We start from the raw sequence: 18,892 nt of genomic DNA, 5'->3' as shown, positions 1-18,892 counted from the left end.
GCCCAGCACCGGCCGGGAGCGGCACCCCCGTCGCCGCCGCCCGCCACCGGGCGGCTCAGCGCCCCCACGCCGCTGGCCGGCTCCGTCGGCGGTGCGACGGGCATCGGCAGTCCCCGCACCCCGCGGACCCTCTCCCGCCCCGACCTGCCACGACGCAGCCGGCAGCAGCACCTCGTCCCCGAACTGCGCACGGGGCCGCCCGCCTTCACCGCCGGCGGCGAGACCGCCGGGCACGACCCGGGGCTGATGGCGGCGTTCCGCCGGGGCGTCAGCCTCGCCGAACCCGATGCGTGAGCACCCCGACGACGCTTCCCCCACCGGGCGCCCGCCGCCTCCCCGGCGTCCGCCGCCCGGATCGACGACCAGCCCACCCGAGGAGACGAAGGAGACAGTGGCGACGATGGTGACCGACGGCCCCCACGGCCGGCCAGCGGACCTCTCCTGGTTGCTGACCGGCCTGCTGCAGCGGGTCCCCCACGCCGATAGCGCGGTACTGCTCTCCAGCGACGGCCTGGTGAAGGCCGCGGACGGGCTGGACAGCGACGCCGCCGACCACCTGGCCGCACTCGCCTCCGGCCTGTACTCGCTGGCGCGCAGCGCCGGGGTGCGCTTCGGTGACGGCGGCGAGGTCCGCCAGGTCGTGGTCGAACTGGACTCCACCCTCCTGTTCGTCGCCACCGCCGGCCACGGCGCGGTGCTCGCCGTCCTCGCGGGCCGCGAGGCGGACGCGGCCGTCCTCGGCTACGAGATGGCGATGCTCGTCAAGAGCGCCCGGCCCTCGCTGATGACCCCGGACCGCCGGTCGGCCGGGCTGTGAGGGCGGCGGCACGCGCGCCGGAACCGGTCCTGCTCGACGACGAGGCGGGCCGGCTGATCCGGCCGTACACCGTCTGCGGCGGCCGGACCAGGCCGACCTCCGACTTCGACCTGCTCACCCTGGTCCGGGCCACCGGCCGCGGCACCCACGGCTATCTCGATCCCGACCACAGCCAGGTCCTGCTGCTGTGCCGGGAGGCGACCCCGGTCGCGGAGATCGCCGCCCACGTCCGGCTGCCGGCGACGGTCACCAAGGTGCTCCTGTCCGACCTGGTCGAGTGCGGCGCGGTCACCGTGTCCGCACCGCCCGACCCCGACGTCGACCCCGACCGACATCTGCTGGAGGCGGTCCTGCATGGACTCCGTACGCGGCTCTGACGCCCCACCGCGCCCCTTTCCCACACCGCTGAAGATCCTGGTGGCCGGCGGCTTCGGAGCCGGCAAGACGACCCTGGTCGGTGCCGTGAGCGAGATCGAGCCGCTGTCCACCGAGGAGCTCCTCACCCAGGTGAGCGCCGGTACCGACAGCCTGGAGGGGGTGGAGGACAAGCACACCACCACCGTCGCCATGGACTTCGGCCGCATCACGCTCAACGAGCGCCACGTGCTGTACCTCTTCGGCACGCCCGGCCAGGAGCGGTTCTGGTTCATGTGGGACGAGCTCTGCGCCGGGGCGCTGGGCGCCGTCGTCGTCGCCGACACCCGCAGGCTCGCCGACTGCTTCCCGGCCGTCGACTTCTTCGAGCGGCGGGACCTCGGCTTCGTCGTGGCCATCAACGAGTTCGACCAGGGCCACCGGTACAGCGCCGAGGAGATCCGCGCGGCGCTCGACCTGTCACCGACCGTGCCGGTCATCAACTGCGACGCACGGCTCTCCTCGTCCGGTACCGCGGTGCTCGTCACCCTCGTCAAGCACCTGATCGAAACAAGGAGTGACCATGACGAGACGGTACGACCCCACGAGCCGTCTGCTGCTCACCCCTGACGACCCGCACGCGACCGCCCGCGTCGGCCGCCTCGCCGAGCTGGGGCTCGGGCGGGGAGCCCCGGGCCCGCTCGATGTCTTCGACGGGTTCGCCCGGCGGATGGCGACCGAGCTGGCGGCCCCCTTCGCCATGGTCAACTTCATCGACGAGCGGCAACAGTTCTTCGCCGGGCTCCACCGCCCGAGGACGGCCGGCCCGGGACCGGCCACGTCGCCCGCCCGCGACGCCCCGGCCCGGGCGATGCCACGCGGACACGGCTACTGCCCGCACGTCGTCGTCCGCCGCGCGGCCCTGGTCCTGGAGGACGTGCTCGACTACCCGCGGTTCGCGGGGAACCCGGTGGTGGAGGAGATGGGCATCCGCGCCTACCTGGGCGCGCCGCTGCTGGAGGCCACGGGGCCGGCGCTGGGCACGGTGTGCGTGGCCGACACCCGGCCCCGTCCCTGGGGCCGGGACGGACTGGAGACGATCAAGGGGTTCGCGGGGGAGCTGACCGCGGAACTCACCGGCGGCCACCGCTGACGCGGCGCCCGCCGGAACGCCGGACGGCCGGTCCGCGGTGTCCCCACCGCGGGCCGGCCGTCGCGTGTCACGACCTCCGGGGCCGGCGTCCGCTCACGCGTCGCCGGCGCCGAACCGCTCCTTGAAGGCTTCGAGGTCGTCCTCGGTGATCTTCGCGAACAGCACCGGGGGCACCGTGAACGGCGTCCCGGCCGGGACGGAGTCCAGCGCACGCGCCTGCTCCGGCGAGACCCACGACGCGGTGTCGCCGGGCAGGTCGAACGCCTGCCGCATGGCGCGCGCGGACGCGGGCACGAACGGCTCGGAGACCACGGAGTACAGGTGGATCAGGTTCATGGCGGTCCGCAGCGTCAGCGCCGCCGCGTCCTGGTCGGTCTTGATCTCCAGCCACGGCGCCTTCTCCTCCAGGTAGGAGTTGCCCGCGCTCCACAGCGCCCGCAGCGTCTGCGCCGCCTTGCGGAACCGCAGCGCCTCCAGGTGCTCCTCGTACTCGGCCAGCAGCCCGGCGATCTCCTCGCCCAGCTTCGCCTCGGCCTCGCCCGCGGCGGAACCGGCGGGCACCTCGTCGCCGAACCGCTTGCGGGAGAACGACAGCACCCGGTTGACGAAGTTGCCGAGGATGTCGGCGAGGTCCTTGTTGACGGTCCCCGCGAACACCTCCCAGGTGAAACTGGTGTCGTCCGACTCGGGAGCCTGCGCCATCAGGAAGTAGCGCCAGTAGTCGGCCGGGAGGATCTCCAGCGCGGCGTCGGTGAAGACACCGCGGCGCTGGGAGGTGGAGAACTTCCCGCCGTAGTAGGTCAGCCAGTTGAACGCCTTGACCTGGTCGACCTTCTTCCACGGCTCCCGCGTGCCCAACTGCGTCGCCGGGAACATCACGGTGTGGAACGGGACGTTGTCCTTGGCCATGAACTCGGTGTAGCGCACGTCCGCGGCGGCCTCGCCGTACCACCACGACTGCCAGTCGCGCTCCTGCGGCGCCTGGTCCGCCCACTCCTTCGTCGCGGCGATGTACTCGATCGGCGCATCGAACCAGACGTAGAAGACCTTGCCCTCGGCCGCCAGCTCCGGCCAGGTGTCGGCCGGAACCGGGACGCCCCAGTCCAGGTCCCGGGTGATCGACCGGTCCTGGAGCCCCTCCGTCAGCCACTTGCGCGCGATGGACGAGGACAGGGTCGGCCAGCTCTCGCCCACCTCGTCGATCCAGCGCTCCACCTCGCCGGCGAGCGCCGACTGGAGCAGGAAGAGGTGCTTGGTCTCCCGTACCTCCAGGTCGCTGCTGCCGCTGATCGCGGAGCGCGGCTCCAGCAGGTCGGTCGGGTCCAGCACCCGGGTGCAGTTCTCGCACTGGTCGCCCCGGGCCTTGTCGTAGCCGCAGTGCGGGCAGGTGCCCTCAATGTAGCGGTCGGGGAGGAACCGGCCGTCGGTGGGGGAGTACACCTGGCGGACCGGGCGCTCCTCGATGAAGCCGTTGGCGTGGAGCGACCGCGCGATGCGCTGCGTGATCTCGACGTTCTGCGGCGACGACGACCGGCCGAAGTGGTCGAACCGCAGCCCGAATCCCTCGTAGATGGCCTTCTGCGCGTCGTGCTGGCCCGCGCAGAACGTGTCGACGGGCAGCCCGGCGGCCTTGGCGGCCAGCTCGGCGGGCGTGCCGTGCTCGTCGGTGGCGCAGATGTACAGCGTCTCGTGGCCGCGCTGCCGCAGGTAGCGGGCGTAGACGTCCGCCGGGAGCATCGAGCCGACCATGTTCCCCAGGTGCTTGATCCCGTTGATGTACGGCAGGGCACTGGTGATGAGGTGTCGGGTCATCCTCGGATGCTCCAAAGGTTCGGGGTGCGTGCGGGTCGGGCCCGCACGCGGGGGACCGGGCGGTGGGCGTCCGCGCCGTGCGGGCCGGTGCGCGCGTGGTGCGGGGCTGCCGTGCTCCCGGGTCGGGGCGGCGCCGCCCTCATCCTAGCGATCCGAGGGAGGCGCCTGCCGCCGTCGTCCGCAGGCGGACGGCCCACCGCGGGAGCCGGAGCTCCGTCCCCGGCCGCGGCCACCGCCCTCAGACCGCCTCCGGCAGCCGCTCCGGCGGCCCGGGCCGGGCGTAGTACCAGCCCTGCGCCGAGTCGCACCCCAGCTCCCGCAGCCGCTCGGCCTGGTTGCAGGTCTCCACGCCCTCCACCGTCACCGACAGCTCCAGCGCGTGCGCCAGGGACACGATGCCCTCGACGATCTTCATGTCGACCGGGTCGGCCGGGTGCTGCTGGAGCCCCTCGCTGAAGGACCGGTCGAGCTTCAGCGTGGTCACCGGCAGGCGACGCAGACTCGCCAGGTTGGAGTAGCCGGTGCCGAAGTCGTCCAGCGCGATGCCCACGCCCAGGTCGGCCAGCTGCCGCAGCGGCTTCAACTCGTGGTCGTCGGCGCGCACCATCGCGGACTCGGTGATCTCCAGGCACAGAGACCCCGGCGGCAGTCCGAACTCGTCCAGCACCGAGACGGTCTCCTCCACCAGGTCCGGGTGGTTGAGCTGCCGCGGCGAGAGGTTGACGTTCAGCCGCAGCGGACGGGAGCCGCCGATGCCCTGCACCTGCCACTCGCACGCCTGCCGCACCGACTCCCGCAGCACCCACCGCCCCAGCGGCACGATGAGCCCGGTGTGCTCCGCGAGCGGGATGAAGCGGTCGGGGCCCAGGACCCCGTGCCGGGGGTGGCTCCACCGCACCAGCGCCTCGGCGCCCTCCAGGGAGCCGTCCTCCATCCGGATCAGCGGCTGGTACTCGATGAAGAACTCGGAGCCCTTCAGCGCCGCCGGGAGATGGTGCGTGAGGTGGTGCCGGCTGATGGCCCGCGCGTCGGAGTCCGGGTCCGCCAGCGCGTACCGGTTGCCGCCGTCGGCCTTGGCCCGGTACATGGTGATGTCGGCGCTGCGCAGGATCTCGTTGGCGTTGAGCTCCGCGGTCGGGCCCTCCACCACACCGATGCTGGCGCGCACCATCAGCTCCCTGCCGTCGACCTCCACCGGCGCCGCCAGCTCGTCCAGCAGCGCCTGCGCGAGGTCGGTCACCGCCGTGCGCGACGGCGGGTCGACGTAGAGCGCCACGAACTCGTCGCCACCGATCCGCGCGATCAGCCGCCCCGGCCCGGCCGCGCACCTGCTGAGCCGCTCGCCCACCGCGATCAGCAGCCGGTCGCCGACGGCATGGCCCAGGCTGTCGTTGACCGCCTTGAACCCGTCGAGGTCGAGATAGCACAGCCCGACGCGCGGCTTGCCGCCGCCGGGGGCGACGGCCTGCTCCAGCCGCTCGAAGAACATCGCGCGGTTGGGCAGCTCGGTCAACGCGTCGTGCGTCGCCTGGTACCGAAGCCGCAGGTTGAGCAGCCGCCGCTCGGTGATGTCCTCCACCATCGCCAGCATGTACTGCGGCTTCGCGTCCGCGTCGCGCAGCAGCGAGACCGTCAGGTTGGTCCACAGGGAGGTGCCGTCGAGCCGCTGGTACGGCTTCTCCACCTGGTAGTGGTCCCGCTCGCCGCGGCGCAGCTCCGCCTGCATCCGCCAGACCTCGGGGCCGTCGTCCGGGTGCGTCCAGTCCGCGATGTTGCTGGCGCGCACCTGGTGCTCGGCGATGCCCAGCATGCGGTTCATGGCGCGGTTGGTGTCCATGATGTGGCCGTCCATGTCGGCGATGCCGATGCCGACGGCGGCGTCCTCGAAGACCGCGCGGAACCGCGTCTCGCTCTCGTGCAGCGCCCGGGCCACCGCGGCCTGTGCCGAGAGCGTCGCCCGGGACAGCGCCTCCTGCTCGCAACGGGTTCGCTGCTGCAACGAGGCCGCGTAGCCGGAGGCGATGGCGTGCTGCAATCGCCCGCTCCGCACCCGCAGCTCCTCGGTGTCCAGACCGCTGCCGGCGCCGCAGTACAGCGGCAGGTAGGCGTCGATGATGCCCAGGATGCGCGGCAGCGCCTCGGCGGTCGTGCAGTGGGCGTCCACCAGTGCCTCGCCCACGTGCCGACCCGCCTCGGGGGAGAAGTGCCGGGCGTGCAGCGCGTCCGTCAGCACGCCGGTGAGGCCCACCAGGTGGGCCTCGAACTCGTCGCGCGTCATGGAGGTCGCGGTCTCCGGGTACACGGCGCGGCACCAGATACGGGCGAAGCGCTGCGGCCCGTCACCGTGGCGGCCGGTGTCCCCGCCGGCCGCCGGAGGCTCCTGCGGGGGGTTCACGCCTTGCGCCCTGCCCCAGCGAGCCCGGTGAACGCCGCCGGGTCCTCCTTGTCGACCGGAGTGTCCGGACGCCAGTTCGGGAGCAGGACCACACCCGGGTCCACGAGGTCGAAGCCGTCGAAGAGGGCCTCGATCTCCGCGCGCCCCCGCATCACGAAGGTCGACCCGCTCTTGCGGTAGACATCGGTCACGGCGTCGCCCTGCTCGGAGGTGCGCGGCCCGCCGTCGGTGGAGGCGTGGCTGAGGATCAGCATGCTGCCGGGGGCGAGTCGGTCCCGGTACTCGGCTATGAGCTGCGCCGGCTTGTCCGATTCCTCGATGAAGTGCAGCAGTGCGACCAGCATCAGGGCCACCGGCCGGTCGAAGTCCAGCAGGCGCCGGGCCTCCGGGCTGTCCAGGACCGCGCGCGGCGAGCGGAAGTCGGCGGCCACGACGGCCGTTCGCTCGTCGCCGTCGAGCACGGCCTGGCTGTGTGCGACTGCGACGGGGTCGTTGTCGACGTAGACCACCCGTGCCTCGTCGCTGGCGGCCTGTGCCACCTCGTGGACGTTGCCGAAGGTGGGTATGCCGGAACCGATGTCGAGGAACTGGGTGACGCCCTCCGAGATCGCGTACCGCACGGTGCGCCGCATGAACGCCCGGTTGGCCTGCATGATCTTCGGCAGCCCCGGGAACGCGTCGACGGCCCGTCGGGCCGCGGCCCGGTCCACCTCGAAGTTGTGGGAGCCCCCGAGGTAGTAGTCGTACATGCGGGAGACACTCGGCACCGACAGGTCGACACCCTGGGGTGCCCACACGGGTCGCTCCATCAACAGCTCCTGATCATCAGTGAATTGGCGGCGCTTGCCAGAGCGTACTGACCATACGGGAGCGGTGGGAAGGAAGTGGCCGACCGGAGGCGCGTGACGGCCGGGTTCCGGGCATCGCGCGCCCGCTTCGGCTTGTCACGCCCCGCGGTCGGCGGCCGTGTCGGGCCGCTGACCGGGCACGTCGCGGAAGAGAGCGGGCACGTCGAGGCGCCGCCCCCGACGCGGACGCGCCAGGGGCGGTCACCGGCCTCGCGCCGCGTACCGCCGCCGTCTCCGGCGGCCGCGCTACACGGCGGGGCGCGGCGCGGGTTCGCTGCTCAGAGCGGTACGCCGTTGCTGCGGAGGTAGCCGACCGGGTCGATGTCGCTGCCGAACCCCTGGGCCGTGCGGATCTCGAAGTGCAGGTGCGGGCCGGAGGAGTTGCCGGTCGAACCGACCCGGCCCACCTGCTGGCCGGTGGTCACCTTCTGGCCGACGGAGACGGAGATCGCCGAGAGGTGGGCGTACTGGCTGAACCTGCCGTCGTTGTGGCGGACGATCACCTCGTAGCCGAAGGAGCCGGCCCACCCGGCCGCCACCACCGTGCCGTTGGTCACCGAACGGACGGAGGTGCCCATGCCGACCGGGAAGTCCACCCCGGTGTGGTAGCCCTGCGACCACGAACTGCCCGTCGCGCGGTAGGAGGTGCCGGTGCCGCCGGCGACCGGCGAGGTGTAGGCGGCGGTCGCCGCGCGCTCAGCGGCACGCGACGCCTTCTCGGCCGCGGCCTTCTCTGCGGCGGCCTTCTCAGCGGCCGCCTTCTCCGCGGCCTTGCGGCGCTCCTCCGCCTTCCGCTGCTCGGCGCGCTCGCGCTCCGCCTTCTCGGCGGCCGCCCGCTCCTTCTCGGCCGCCCGCTCCGCAGCCGCACGCTCGGCGGCTGCGCTCTTCGCCGCCCTGTCCTCCGCCGCCCCGGTAGCCCCGCCGCCTCCGGCGGCCACCGAACCCGAGCTCCGCTGCCGCTCCGCCGGCACCGGCTCGGCCACGTCCTTCGAACGGGCGGGCGCGGACGCCTCCGCGAGGGAGAGCCGCTGGCCGGGGTGGATCAGGTCGGGGTCCTTGCCGATCACCGCGCGGTTCAGCTCGTACAGCGACTGCCAGCCGCCCGGCACCCGGTGGGTGTCGGCGATCCGCGAGAGATTGTCGCCCGCCTCGACCTCGTGCAGCGCGGAGGCGGCGCCCTCGGTCTGCGCGCGTGCCCCGGCTGCCGCGGGCGCGTCGGGCGGGGCCGACTGCTGCCGCGGGGGCGTCGGCGCCGCCGCGGCCGGGGTGGCGAGCCCGGCCTGTTCCGAACAGGTCGGCCATGCCTGCGGACCCTGGCCGTCGAGCACCTTCTCCGCGACGGCGATCTGCTCCTCGCGCGTGGCGAGGTCGGCCCGGGCGGCGTAGACCGTCCCGCCGAACTGCTCCCAGGTGCTCTGCCGGAACTGGAGCCCACCGAAGTGGCCGTTGCCGCTGTTGATCGCCCAGTCCTCGCCCGATTCGCACTCGGCGACCTTGTCCCAGGTCGCCGAGGACGCAGCGCCGGCGGTCGCCGCGCTGAGCAGGGGGAGGGCGAGGCCGGCGCCACCGGCCGTCACCGTCAGCGAGGCCCGCGAGACGGGGCCGGGGCGGTAGCGGCGGTGGCGTCCGCGTGCAGTCATCGAGTCCTCCGGGCATGGGGCGTCCCTGTGGCGCCATCAGCATATGGCCCGATGAAGCGAGTTGTCCGTAAGTCCGGAATAATGCCCGGAGCGCCGGTGGTTAACCGGCCAGGGCGCCCGACCGACAGCGGCGCGCGCGGCGGCATGCGTGCTGGCCGCACCGACCGGGGCGTCCCCCGCCGCGCGGACGCGGCACCTCCCTCACCGCCGGGAACGGCCGGAACCGTGCGGTGGGTGCCGCTCCGCGCCGGGTAGGCGCCCACGGGCCCCGGCACCCCGCCGGAGCCCCTCCGACCCCGTCCCAGGGCTGCCCGGCAGCGGTGGCCCGCAACCGGCCGCACGGTCATACTTGACCTGCTCGCCGTCCTGCCCCGGGAGGCACCGTGACCACCGCCACCAGGACCACCCCTCTCACCAGGCTGCGGTCCGCGGCCCAGGGGCTGCGCCCGGCGTCCTTCGGGGCCGAGCCCGCCGGGGAGCGCCTGGCGATGCTCCGGCGCTCGCCCCAGTTCCGTGAGGGCGGATTCCACAACGAGCGCCCCGTCTCCACCGTGCCGAGCGGCGACAGCTCCCGCCCCTCCCTGGTGCGCGCCATGCTCCGGCGCGAGGACCGCCGCCGTCGCCGCCCCGCCGGCCCGCTCCCGCTGCACCGGGAGCTCCCCACGACCCCGCCCGCCACCGGGCTGCGACTCACCTGGCTCGGCCATGCCACCGTCCTCGCCGAGATCGACGGCCACCGGGTGCTGTTCGACCCCGTCTGGGGGCGCCGCTGCTCGCCGTTCACCTTCGCCGGACCGGCGCGGCTCCACCCGGTGCCCGTGGACCTCGCGGCCCTCGGCCACGTGGACGTCGTCGTCATCTCGCACGACCACTACGACCACCTGGACATGCCCACCGTCCGCGCGCTGATCGGTACGGGCACCCGGTTCGCGGTGCCGCTGGGGGTCGGCGCCCACCTGGAGCGCTGGGGCGTCCCGGCCGAACGGATCACCGAGCTGGACTGGAACGCGTCGACCACCGTCGGCGCGCTGACGCTCACGGCCACGCCGGGCCAGCACTTCTGCGGCCGCGGGCTGCGGCGCCGGGCGCTGACGCTCTGGGCCTCGTGGGTGGTGACCGGCCCCGAGCACCGCGTCTTCCACAGCGGCGACACCGGCTACTTCCCCGGCTTCGCCCGCATCGGCGCCGAGCACGGGCCGTTCGACGCCACCATGATGCAGATCGGCGCCTACAGCGACTACTGGCCCGATGTGCACATGACGCCGGAGGAGGGGCTCCGCGCCCACCAGGACCTCGACGGCGGAGTGCTGCTGCCCATCCACTGGGGCACCTTCAACCTGGCGCTGCACTCCTGGGACGAACCGGCGGAGCGGACCGTGGCCGCCGCGCGGGCGGCGGACGTCCGCTGTGCCGTACCGCTGCCCGGCGGGTCGTTCGAGCCCGCCGGGCAGCTGCCCACCGAGCCGTGGTGGCGGCCGTACGCCGTCGACGCCCCGCCCCGCGACCACGAGCGGGCCGGGAGGAACGGAGCCGGCGAGCGGGCCGACTCTCCCGGGCCGGGAGAACCGACGGGCAGGGCGACAGTCGGCTGACCCCGCCCCCGCGCGGTGGCACCCGGCGCCCGCCGGCCCGGCCCGGGTCACCCCCAGCGGTGGAACCCCTGGCCGCTCTTGCGGCCCAGCTCGCCGCGGGCCACCTTCTCGCGGAGCAGGCGAGGCGGGGCGAACCGCTCACCGAGAGTGGCGTGCAGGTGGTCCGCGATGGCCAGGCGCACATCGAGTCCCACCAGGTCGGTCAGACGCAGCGGTCCCATGGGGTGGCGGTAGCCGAGGGTCATCGCCCGGTCGATGGCCTCGGCGTCCGCCACTCCCTCCTCCACCATCCGGATGGCCTCCAGCCCGAGCGCGACACCGAGGCGGCTGGAGGCGAACCCCGGGGAGTCGCTGACGACGACGTCCTCCTTGCCCAGGGCCGCGGTCCAGGCCAGCGCTGCGTCCACGGTCTCCGCAGCCGTGGCGTCGGTGGTGACCAGCTCGACCAGTGCCGAGGCGGGGACCGGATTGAAGAAGTGCATGCCGAGGAAGCGGTCGGGCCGCTGGAGGACCGCGGCCAGTTCTGTCAACGACAGCGAACTCGTGTTGGAGGCGATCACCGTCTTGGGCCCCACCGCCTGCTCCGCTGCCGCGAGCAACCGCGCCTTGAGCGCGGCGTCCTCGGGCACCGCCTCGACCACCAGCTGCGTGTCCACCGGGAGTTCAGCCACTGCGGTGGTGGCCGAAAGCCGCCCCACCACGGCCTCGGGGTCCTCCCGGAGGTGACCGCGCCCGTGCGCCCGCCGCAGACTTTCACCGATCGACGCCAGCGCCGCCGCGGCCCGGCCGCCGTCGCTCTCCACGAGGACGACCCGGGAACCCGCGGTGGCGAAGGACTGCGCGATGCCCGCTCCCATGCGGCCGCCCCCGATGACCGCCGCCACCCGCGGCGGGGCGGGCGGTGCGCCCCCACTCTCCTCGGCGGTGCCGGCGGGGGTGCCGGCGGGGTGTGGTCCGTGCGTCATCTCTGCTCCGTCCGGTCGGCGGTCCGTTGCGTCGGGTCCCTGTCCTCGGCCGCGTACTGCGGGGCCGACGGCAGGGCGCGGTACCCGGCGCCGACCCCGCCTGGGATCCGGGCACGGGCCCGGAGCCGCCCGACGGGGTCCGCGGTGGCCCCAGCGTAGCCGCTGAACCGAATGGTCGGTCGGTCCCGGGCCGCGGTGCATGCCGCGGGGTTCCGCGTGGCCGGCCGGGTAGGGTGCCGGCATGGCCGCCGAGGACGACGCACCCGCCGCAGCCGCCCCCGCGACCTGGGACCGGCTCGCCGAGGTCGGGCCGTTCTTCGCGCTCCGCACGGGCCGGCCGCCGGCCGGCGCCGTGCCGCTCGCCGCCGTGTACGCCGGGGACCCCCACCCGTGGGAGCGCCGACTCGACCATGTCGCCTCCCGACTCGGCACCGACGAACGCCGCGTCGCCGCCTCCCTCGCCCACCAGGGCATCGCCTCGCGCCTGTGGTCCGTCGCCCTCGCCGCCACCGCCGTCCTCGGGACCGTCCCCCGACTGTCACCGGACCGGCTGCACTGGCTCCCCGAGGGCAGCGCCCCCGACGATCTCTGGACCACCGAGCCGCTCACCGCCCCCGCCGGCCGCGGGCCCGTCCCACCCGCGGCGGGGACGCCGCCCCGAACGGTGCGCGTGCGCCGCGCCCGTCGACCGCCGACGCGGTCCACCGGGCGGTGCACATCACCCATCTGGAGCCCCTGGCCCGGACCGTGCGCGCCGGCACCCCGATCGCTCCGGCGCTGCTGCGGGGCAACTCCGCCTCGGCCCTCGCCGGCGCAGGCCGCCAACTGCTCGGCTGGGCGCGACGCGCCGCCGCCCCGGAGACCGCCGAGCGGGTCGCCGCACTGTCCGCGACGCTGCTGCGCCATCCGCAGCTCCGACCGGCATGGACCGGTACGACGGGCATCTTCCGCCGCCGCAGCTGCTGCCTCTACTACCGGACCCCCGGCGGAGGGCTGTGCGGCGACTGCGTCCTCGACAGTCCGCCCCGCACCGGCCCGGCCTGACGCGGCGTCCGCCGGAGCGCCCCTTCGCCCACGCGCCCCGTGGCGCAGAACAGCCCTGTCCGCAACGCGGCCGGTGGCGGTCGGCAGCGGCTGCGCTAGTGTCACAGCGGTCCGCGGCCCGGCTCAGGCCCCGCCCGCGGCCACCACATCCGGGGAGGGACACCGCGCACCGCACGGGAGCGACGTGACGGCGCGGTAGGAGGGGCGGGCCATGCGGACACCTCCGGAACAGGGGCGCGTCGAACGCCCCGAGGACACCCCGCCGGACGGCGTCCCGCGCCCGGGTGATGCGACGCCGACCACCCAGGACGCCGCGCCCGCCCGATCCGACTCCCGACCGGACGGGGAGACGGCCGCGGCGGAAGCGCCCGGCGTCACCGCGCTGCCCCGGTTGCACCGGGCGCTGCTGGTCACCGCCACCGCTGCCGCGGCGCTCGCCGTGGCGCTGCACATGGGCGCCACCTTCCTGCATGTCGCCCCCGAGAACGTGCTGCGGCAGGAGTATGGGCCTGCGATCCGCGGCTATCTCCACCCCGAGTTCCGGCAGGCGTGGAACCTCTTCGCGCCAGAACTGCCCACCAGCGACGTCACCCTGCACGCCCGCGCGAGCGTGCGCGACAGCGCCGGGGAGACGGTCACCACCCCGTGGACCGACCTCTCGGCCACCGACCACGCCGAGCTCAGCTCGGGCCCGCTGCCCAGCCGCGGCCGCCACCAGCTGCGCAAGCTCTGGAACGACCTCAGGGTGCTCGGCGCCGAGGACGGCCGGGTGGCCGGCGAGCGGGCCGACGACCTGCGCGCGGCCACCGCCCGCATCGCGCTGGACCGACTCGACCTGCCCCCCGGCACGGTCGAAGCGCTCCAGTTCCGCACCGTCACCACCCCCATACCGCCCCCGCCGTGGGCACCGGGCAGCCCCGCCGCCGAGCCGGCGACGGCCGAGCACGACTGGTGGCCGCTCCCCGTCGGCACGGGGCCGACCGGCGCCGAAGCCGCGCACGTGCGGGAGCCCCGGCCGGAGGCCGCCCGATGAGCCGCGGCGAGGACACCTCCTCCCCGGGAGCGGCCGGGGACTCCGAGGAGCCGCCGCGCCCCTCGTCCTCCGGGACCGCCACGCCGTCCGCAGCCGCCACCGTCGCCGGGCCCGCCACCGTCGCCGGCCGCGCTGCCCCCGCCGGCACCTCGGCCGTCGGCCCGGAGGGCGGCTTCCGCGGCGGCTGGACCGACCGCGCCACCCGCCGTCCGTACGCGACCCGGCAGGCCGCCGTCGTCCGCATCGCCGTCGGGCTGATCTGGCTGGCCATCCTCGTGCGTGAATGGCCCAACCGCCACGGGATCTGGGGCCCCGACGCCCCCTGGACCCAGGACGCCGCGCGCCGCACGGTGGCCGACACCGGCGGCTTCACCGTCCTGACCTGGGTGGACGGCAGCTGGTGGTTCGAACTCTGCTACCTCGTCGCCGTCGCCGTCGCCGGCTGCGTGGTCCTCGGCTGGCGCACCCGCGCCACCACCGTCCTGCTCGCGCTCTCCGTCATGTCCTTCCAGCACCGCAACGACTTCGTGCTGAACGCCGGCGAGAACATCCTGCGGATCGCCGCCGTCTACCTGGTGCTGACCCGCTGCGCCCACGTCTGGTCGGTGGACGCCGGCCGGACCCGGCGCCGCCGTCCCGGCCGACGGCCGACGACCGAGGACCGCGGCGCCGCCGCCGTCTGGCTCGGCTGCGGCGCACTGCTGACCGCCGCCGCCCTCACCGGACACCTCACCCCCGCCTGGACCGTGCTGCTCGCGGGCGTCTGGGCGGTGCACGGTGTCGCCGCCCGGCTGCGCCTCGCCGCCTCGCCCGCCACCCGCGACACCGTGGAGCGGCTGGGCAACCTGCTCCACAACTCCGGTGTGCTGCTGCTGATGGCGCAGGTGTGCCTCGTCTACGCCGCGGCCGGCTGGTACAAGATCCAGGGCACGGCCTGGCAGGACGGCACCGCCGTGTACTGGTCGATGCACATCGGCTTCCTCCAGCCGTGGCCCGCGCTCACCGACCTCGTCACCGCCAACAGCGGCATCGTGCTGCTGCTCACCTACCTCACCGTCGCGGTGCAGGTGGCGTTCCCGTTCTGCCTGCTGAACCGCCGGGTCAAGAACGTGCTGCTCTGCGTCATCGTCGCCGAGCACCTCGGCATCGCGGTCCTCATGGGCCTGCCGTTCTTCTCGCTGGCGATGATCGCGGTGGACCTGATCTTCCTCCCCACCGTGTGGCTGCTCCGGGTGGAGCGCCTGGCCCAGGACGGCAGCGAGCGGTGGCGGCGGTCGGCCCGCCGCCGGCGGCCCCCGCCGGACGCCCGCCCCGCCGAGCGGTCCGGCGACCGGCCGGCCGCCGCCGGGTCGACCCCTGCCCCACGCGGCGCTGCGCCCGTCGTTCCCGCCGCAACCGTCGTGCCGGCACCGGACGGAGGCGCCGGCACCGCACCTGCACCTCGACGGGCGGGAGAGCGCACCGACGCCGGACCGTAGACACGCCCCCGGAGGTCGGGCCGTGCGAGCCCGGGCCGTGCGAGCCCGGGGGAAGACAACCGCCCTCGCGGGCGTTGGCGACACCATGGACACCGACAGCAGGCCGAAGGTCGTCGACACGGAGGTCGTGGTGATCGGCGCCGGGCAGGCCGGACTGTCCACCGCCCACCACCTCGCCCGGCGCGGGCTCACCCCCGGAACCGGGCTCGTCGTCCTGGACGGCTCGCCTGCGCCGGGAGGAGCGTGGCAGCACCGCTGGTCCACCCTCACCTACGGGCAGGTCCACGGCATCCACGCACTCCCCGGGATGCGGCTCACCGACGCAGACCCCGAGCGGCCCTCGTCAGCCGTCCTCGGTGAGTACTTCGCCGCCTACGAGCGCCGGTACGACCTCCGGGTCCGGCGCCCCGTGCGCGTCCACCGGGTGCTCGACGACCAGGAGGGCCGCCTCCTGGTGGAGACCGACCACGGGAGGTGGCGCGCCCGCGCGCTCGTCAACGCCACCGGCACCTGGGAGAGTCCGTTCTGGCCCAACGTTCCCGGCCGGACGGCGTTCCTCGGTCGGCAACTCCACACCGCCGACTACCGGGGGCCGCAGGAGATGCGCGACGCGCGGGTCGTCGTGGTCGGCGGCGGTACCTCCGCCGTCCAGCACCTGCTGGAGATCGCACCCCTGGCCCGCTCCACCACCTGGGTGACGCGTCGCCCACCGGTCTTCCGCACCACGGACTTCGACCCCGACGAGGGCCGCCGCGCGGTCGCCCTCGTGGACCGCCGCGTCCGCGCGGGCCTGCCGCCCCGCAGCGTCGTCTCCGTGACCGGCCTCCCCATGAACGACGCCGTCCGGCGCGGCAGACAGGACGGGACCCTCGACCGGCACCCGATGTTCGACCGGATCACGCCGTGGGGCGTGGCGTGGCAGGACGGCCGCACCGTCCGCGCCGACGTGGTGCTGTGGGCCACCGGCTTCCGCCCTGCGGTGCGCCATCTCGCCCCGCTCGGGCTCCGTGAGCCGGGCGGCGGGATCAGCATGGACGGGACGCGCGCCGTCCGTGACCCCCGCGTCCATCTGGTGGGCTACGGCCCGTCCGCCTCGACCATCGGCGCCAATCGCGCCGGCCGTGCCGCTGCCCGGGAGATCGACGCGCTGCTGGCCGGCGAGCTCCCGCCGTCCGAGGCCCGGACCGTGCCGTCCGACGCCCCGATCGCGCCGCCGCTCGTCGCGGCCTGACCACGACCTGACCCCGGACGAGCGGCGTCACGGCGCCGGGCCGTCGTCCTCGCCGGCAGCGCTCCGGGACGCGGCCCCGACCGGTCAGGCGTCCTTGGCCCGGCTCGGCTGGACGCGTTTCGGCTCCCCGGCCATCTTGGGATGGTCCGGCGGGTAGGGCAGATCGCCCAGACCACGATCGCGCACGTCGCGGTCCGCCTGCTCCAGCACCTGCTCCAGCCGCCCCGGCTCCTCGCCCGTGCCCGCATGCACGTCGCCGACCGAGGCGAACCTCTCCCGCATCGTCATGATGTCGAAATCCGCCGGGGAGACGTCCGCCACCTCCTCCCACCGCAACGGGGCCGACACCTGCGCGTGCGGATGGGGCCGCACCGAGTACGCGCTCGCCATGGTCCGGTCCCGCGCCATCTGGTTGAAGTCGACGAAGACGCGCTCCCCGCGCTCCTCCTTCCACCAGGAGGTGGTCACGCGCCCCGGTTCCCGCCGCTCCAACTCCCTGCCGACGGTGATCACCGCCCGGCGCACCTCGACGAACGACCACGCGGCGACGATCGGGACGAAGACGTGCAGTCCGCGGCCCCCGGACGTCTTGGGCCGTCCCGTCAGCCCGAAATCGGCCAGCACCTCCCGCAGCGACAGCGCCACCCGGGCGGCGTCGGCGAACCCCGTGCCCGGCTGCGGGTCCAGATCGATCCGCATCTCGTCGGGGTGGTCCGGCGCGTCCCGCCGCACCGGCCAGGGGTGGAACGTCAGCGTCCCCAGATTCGCGGCCCACACCACCGCCGCCGCATCCCGGGGACATACCTCCTGCGCCGTGCGGCCGCTCGGGAAGGTGATCTCAGCTGTGGGAATCCACTCCGGGAGGTTCCGCGGCGCACGCTTCTGGAAGAACGACTCGCCGTCGACCCCGTCGGGGAACCGCTCCAGCGTGGTGGGCCGGTCCCGCAGCGCTCGGGCCGCGCCGTCGCCGACCGCCAGGTAGTACTCCGCGACGTCGCGCTTGGTCCATCCGCGTGCGGGAAAGAACGTCTTGTCCGGACTGGTCACCCGCACCGTGCGGTCCCCCACCGTCAGTTCCAGCGGATCTCCGTAGCGCACCATGGGCTCACGGTAGGCGCCGTCCCCGCCGCCCGCCTCCGGACGACGGGGCACCTTCGGGCAGGGGGGCGGCTTCGGGCAGCGGGGCGATTTCGGGCAGCGGGGCGACTTCGGGCGACGCGCGACTTCGGACGGCCGGCCGCCGAATGGCACAGCCTCCGGAAGGTCGCCGCCTGATGCCGGGGCGGCCGGCGACCCGGGCGAGCGCCCGACAGGCGCCCCCGCCGGCCCGGGCGCACAATCGGCCGATATGGACCTACCGGTGATGCCCCCCGTGCTGCCCATGCTCGCCCGCGCCGCCGACCGCATCCCGGAAGGGATGAGCTACGAGGCCAAATGGGACGGCTACCGCGCGCTCGTCTTCCGCGACGGCGACGAGGTGGAGATCGGCAGCCGCACCGGGAAGTCCCTCGGCCGCTACTTCCCCGAGCTCCTCCCCGCCCTCCGCGACAACCTGCCGAACCGCTGCGTCACCGACGGGGAGATCGTCGTCGCCCGCGACGGCCACCTCGACTTCGATGCCCTCCAGGAGCGCATCCACCCCGCCGAGTCCCGGGTCCGCCGACTGGCGGCCGAGATCCCCGCGTCCTACATCTGTTTCGACCTGCTCGCCCTGGACCGCACCTCCCTGCTCGCCGAGCCGTTCCGTGAACGCCGCGCCCTGCTCACGGAGGCGCTCCGCGAGGCGGCACCTCCCGTACACCTGGCGCCCGCCACGGACGACCGCCGACTGGCGCAGCGCTGGTTCGAGGAGTTCGAGGGGGCCGGCATCGACGGCGTGGTGGCCAAACGACCGGACGCCCCCTACCGGCCGGCGGAGCGCACCATGATCAAGATCAAGCACGAGCGGACCGCGGACTGCGTGGTCGCGGGGATCCGCCCGCACAAGAGCGGCCCCGTGGTGGGGTCGCTGCTGCTCGGGTTGTACGACGAGCGCGGACGGCTCCAGCAGGTCGGTGCCTGCGGAGCGTTCCCGATGCGACGCCGCGCGGAACTCATGGAGGAGCTGCGGCCGCTGCTGATGGACGAGGACACCACCGGCCACCCCTGGGCGGACTGGCGCAACGCCGAGGCGCACGTACGGGACCGCATGCCCGGCACACCGCACCGCTGGAGCGGCCAGAAGGACGCCTCCTGGCTGCCGCTGCGGCCGGAGCGCGTCTGCGAGGTGGCCTACGACCACCTCCAGGGCGACCGGTTCCGGCACACCGCACAATTCCGCCGCTGGCGCGAGGACCGCACCCCGGAGAGCTGCACCTATGCGCAACTCGACCGGCCCGCGGGGCCGGATCTCGGAGCGGTCCTGGGCTGAGAGCCGTCCGCCCCGCCCTCCGGAGGTCTGCCCGCACCGGCTGCTCCGCGCCGCCCCGTGCCCCGGCCGGAACCGGCGGCCGGGCCCTCCTGCCCTGCCCGGCGAACCGTAGGGTTGCCG

Annotated in this window: 16 protein-coding genes and 1 pseudogene; 11 read left to right on the top strand and 6 right to left on the bottom strand. The window is 74.5% G+C overall.

What is annotated here, in order from left to right:
- From HCN52_RS05475 to HCN52_RS05455, 5 genes and pseudogenes are all read left to right on the top strand, one after another.
- Positions 1 to 294: pseudogene (locus tag HCN52_RS05475) on the top strand (ATP-binding protein); the annotation flags it as partial.
- 106 nt (positions 295 to 400) lie between these two features.
- Positions 401 to 817: a roadblock/LC7 domain-containing protein gene (locus HCN52_RS05470; protein ID WP_168087219.1), complete on the top strand. Its 417-nt coding sequence runs from the start codon at positions 401 to 403 to the stop codon at positions 815 to 817.
- Positions 814 to 1,194 carry a DUF742 domain-containing protein gene (locus HCN52_RS05465; protein WP_312876553.1) on the top strand — a complete coding sequence of 127 codons (381 nt, stop codon included), beginning with the start codon at positions 814 to 816 and terminating at the stop codon, positions 1,192 to 1,194. Before HCN52_RS05470 ends, HCN52_RS05465 begins: the two co-directional genes overlap by 4 nt.
- On the top strand, positions 1,172 to 1,801 hold the full coding sequence (locus HCN52_RS05460; protein WP_168087218.1) for a GTP-binding protein: 630 nt from the start codon (positions 1,172 to 1,174) through the stop codon (positions 1,799 to 1,801). Before HCN52_RS05465 ends, HCN52_RS05460 begins: the two co-directional genes overlap by 23 nt.
- Entirely contained in the window at positions 1,755 to 2,324 is a 570-nt protein-coding gene (locus tag HCN52_RS05455) for a GAF domain-containing protein (RefSeq protein ID WP_168087217.1), read from the top strand. The genes HCN52_RS05460 and HCN52_RS05455 overlap by 47 nt, the downstream gene beginning before the upstream one ends.
- 93 nt (positions 2,325 to 2,417) lie before the next feature.
- Here the strand turns inward: HCN52_RS05455 and metG are convergent, their stop codons facing one another.
- The 4 genes from metG to HCN52_RS05435 form a co-directional block, all read right to left on the bottom strand.
- Positions 2,418 to 4,136 (bottom strand): methionine--tRNA ligase, encoded by a 1,719-nt coding sequence (gene metG / locus HCN52_RS05450; protein WP_168087216.1) that lies wholly within the window; start codon positions 4,134 to 4,136, stop codon positions 2,418 to 2,420.
- Between the two features lie 238 nt (positions 4,137 to 4,374).
- Positions 4,375 to 6,531, bottom strand: coding sequence for a putative bifunctional diguanylate cyclase/phosphodiesterase (locus HCN52_RS05445; protein WP_376767092.1), 2,157 nt, complete (start codon positions 6,529 to 6,531; stop codon positions 4,375 to 4,377).
- Positions 6,528 to 7,340, bottom strand: coding sequence for an SAM-dependent methyltransferase (locus HCN52_RS05440; protein WP_168087215.1), 813 nt, complete (start codon positions 7,338 to 7,340; stop codon positions 6,528 to 6,530). The genes HCN52_RS05445 and HCN52_RS05440 overlap by 4 nt, the downstream gene beginning before the upstream one ends.
- Positions 7,341 to 7,657: 317 nt before the next feature.
- Positions 7,658 to 9,019, bottom strand: a complete 1,362-nt coding sequence (locus HCN52_RS05435) for a transglycosylase family protein (protein ID WP_168087214.1) — start codon at positions 9,017 to 9,019, stop codon at positions 7,658 to 7,660.
- Positions 9,020 to 9,402: 383 nt separating this feature from the next.
- Between HCN52_RS05435 and HCN52_RS05430 the strand changes: the two genes are divergently transcribed.
- Entirely contained in the window at positions 9,403 to 10,611 is a 1,209-nt protein-coding gene (locus tag HCN52_RS05430) for an MBL fold metallo-hydrolase (RefSeq protein WP_312876552.1), read from the top strand.
- A gap of 47 nt (positions 10,612 to 10,658) precedes the next feature.
- Here the strand turns inward: HCN52_RS05430 and HCN52_RS05425 are convergent, their stop codons facing one another.
- Positions 10,659 to 11,576, bottom strand: a complete 918-nt coding sequence (locus HCN52_RS05425) for a 3-hydroxyacyl-CoA dehydrogenase family protein (RefSeq protein WP_168087213.1) — start codon at positions 11,574 to 11,576, stop codon at positions 10,659 to 10,661.
- Positions 11,577 to 12,287: 711 nt separating this feature from the next.
- On the opposite strand from HCN52_RS05425, the gene HCN52_RS26095 reads away from it, so the two are divergent.
- From HCN52_RS26095 to HCN52_RS05405, 4 genes are all read left to right on the top strand, one after another.
- Positions 12,288 to 12,620: a (2Fe-2S)-binding protein gene (locus tag HCN52_RS26095; RefSeq protein ID WP_312876551.1), complete on the top strand. Its 333-nt coding sequence runs from the start codon at positions 12,288 to 12,290 to the stop codon at positions 12,618 to 12,620.
- Positions 12,621 to 12,831: 211 nt separating this feature from the next.
- Entirely contained in the window at positions 12,832 to 13,653 is an 822-nt protein-coding gene (locus HCN52_RS05415) for a DUF5819 family protein (RefSeq protein ID WP_168087212.1), read from the top strand.
- Entirely contained in the window at positions 13,650 to 15,131 is a 1,482-nt protein-coding gene (locus tag HCN52_RS05410; RefSeq protein WP_168087211.1) for an HTTM domain-containing protein, read from the top strand. Before HCN52_RS05415 ends, HCN52_RS05410 begins: the two co-directional genes overlap by 4 nt.
- Before the next feature lie 85 nt (positions 15,132 to 15,216).
- Positions 15,217 to 16,362 carry an FAD-dependent oxidoreductase gene (locus HCN52_RS05405; protein ID WP_168087210.1) on the top strand — a complete coding sequence of 382 codons (1,146 nt, stop codon included), beginning with the start codon at positions 15,217 to 15,219 and terminating at the stop codon, positions 16,360 to 16,362.
- A gap of 84 nt (positions 16,363 to 16,446) precedes the next feature.
- On the opposite strand, the gene ligD is transcribed toward HCN52_RS05405, so the two are convergent.
- Positions 16,447 to 17,463, bottom strand: a complete 1,017-nt coding sequence (ligD, locus tag HCN52_RS05400; protein ID WP_168087209.1) for a non-homologous end-joining DNA ligase — start codon at positions 17,461 to 17,463, stop codon at positions 16,447 to 16,449.
- A 247-nt stretch (positions 17,464 to 17,710) separates the two neighbouring features.
- On the opposite strand from ligD, the gene HCN52_RS05395 reads away from it, so the two are divergent.
- Positions 17,711 to 18,772: an ATP-dependent DNA ligase gene (locus HCN52_RS05395; protein ID WP_168087208.1), complete on the top strand. Its 1,062-nt coding sequence runs from the start codon at positions 17,711 to 17,713 to the stop codon at positions 18,770 to 18,772.
- Positions 18,773 to 18,892 lie beyond the last annotated feature (120 nt).

The organism is Streptomyces bohaiensis, from assembly GCF_012033785.1.
GTDB lineage: Bacteria > Actinomycetota > Actinomycetes > Streptomycetales > Streptomycetaceae > Streptomyces > Streptomyces bohaiensis.
The sequence above is the reverse complement of the archived record's forward strand: the minus strand, read 5'-3'. Positions and strand labels throughout refer to the sequence as shown.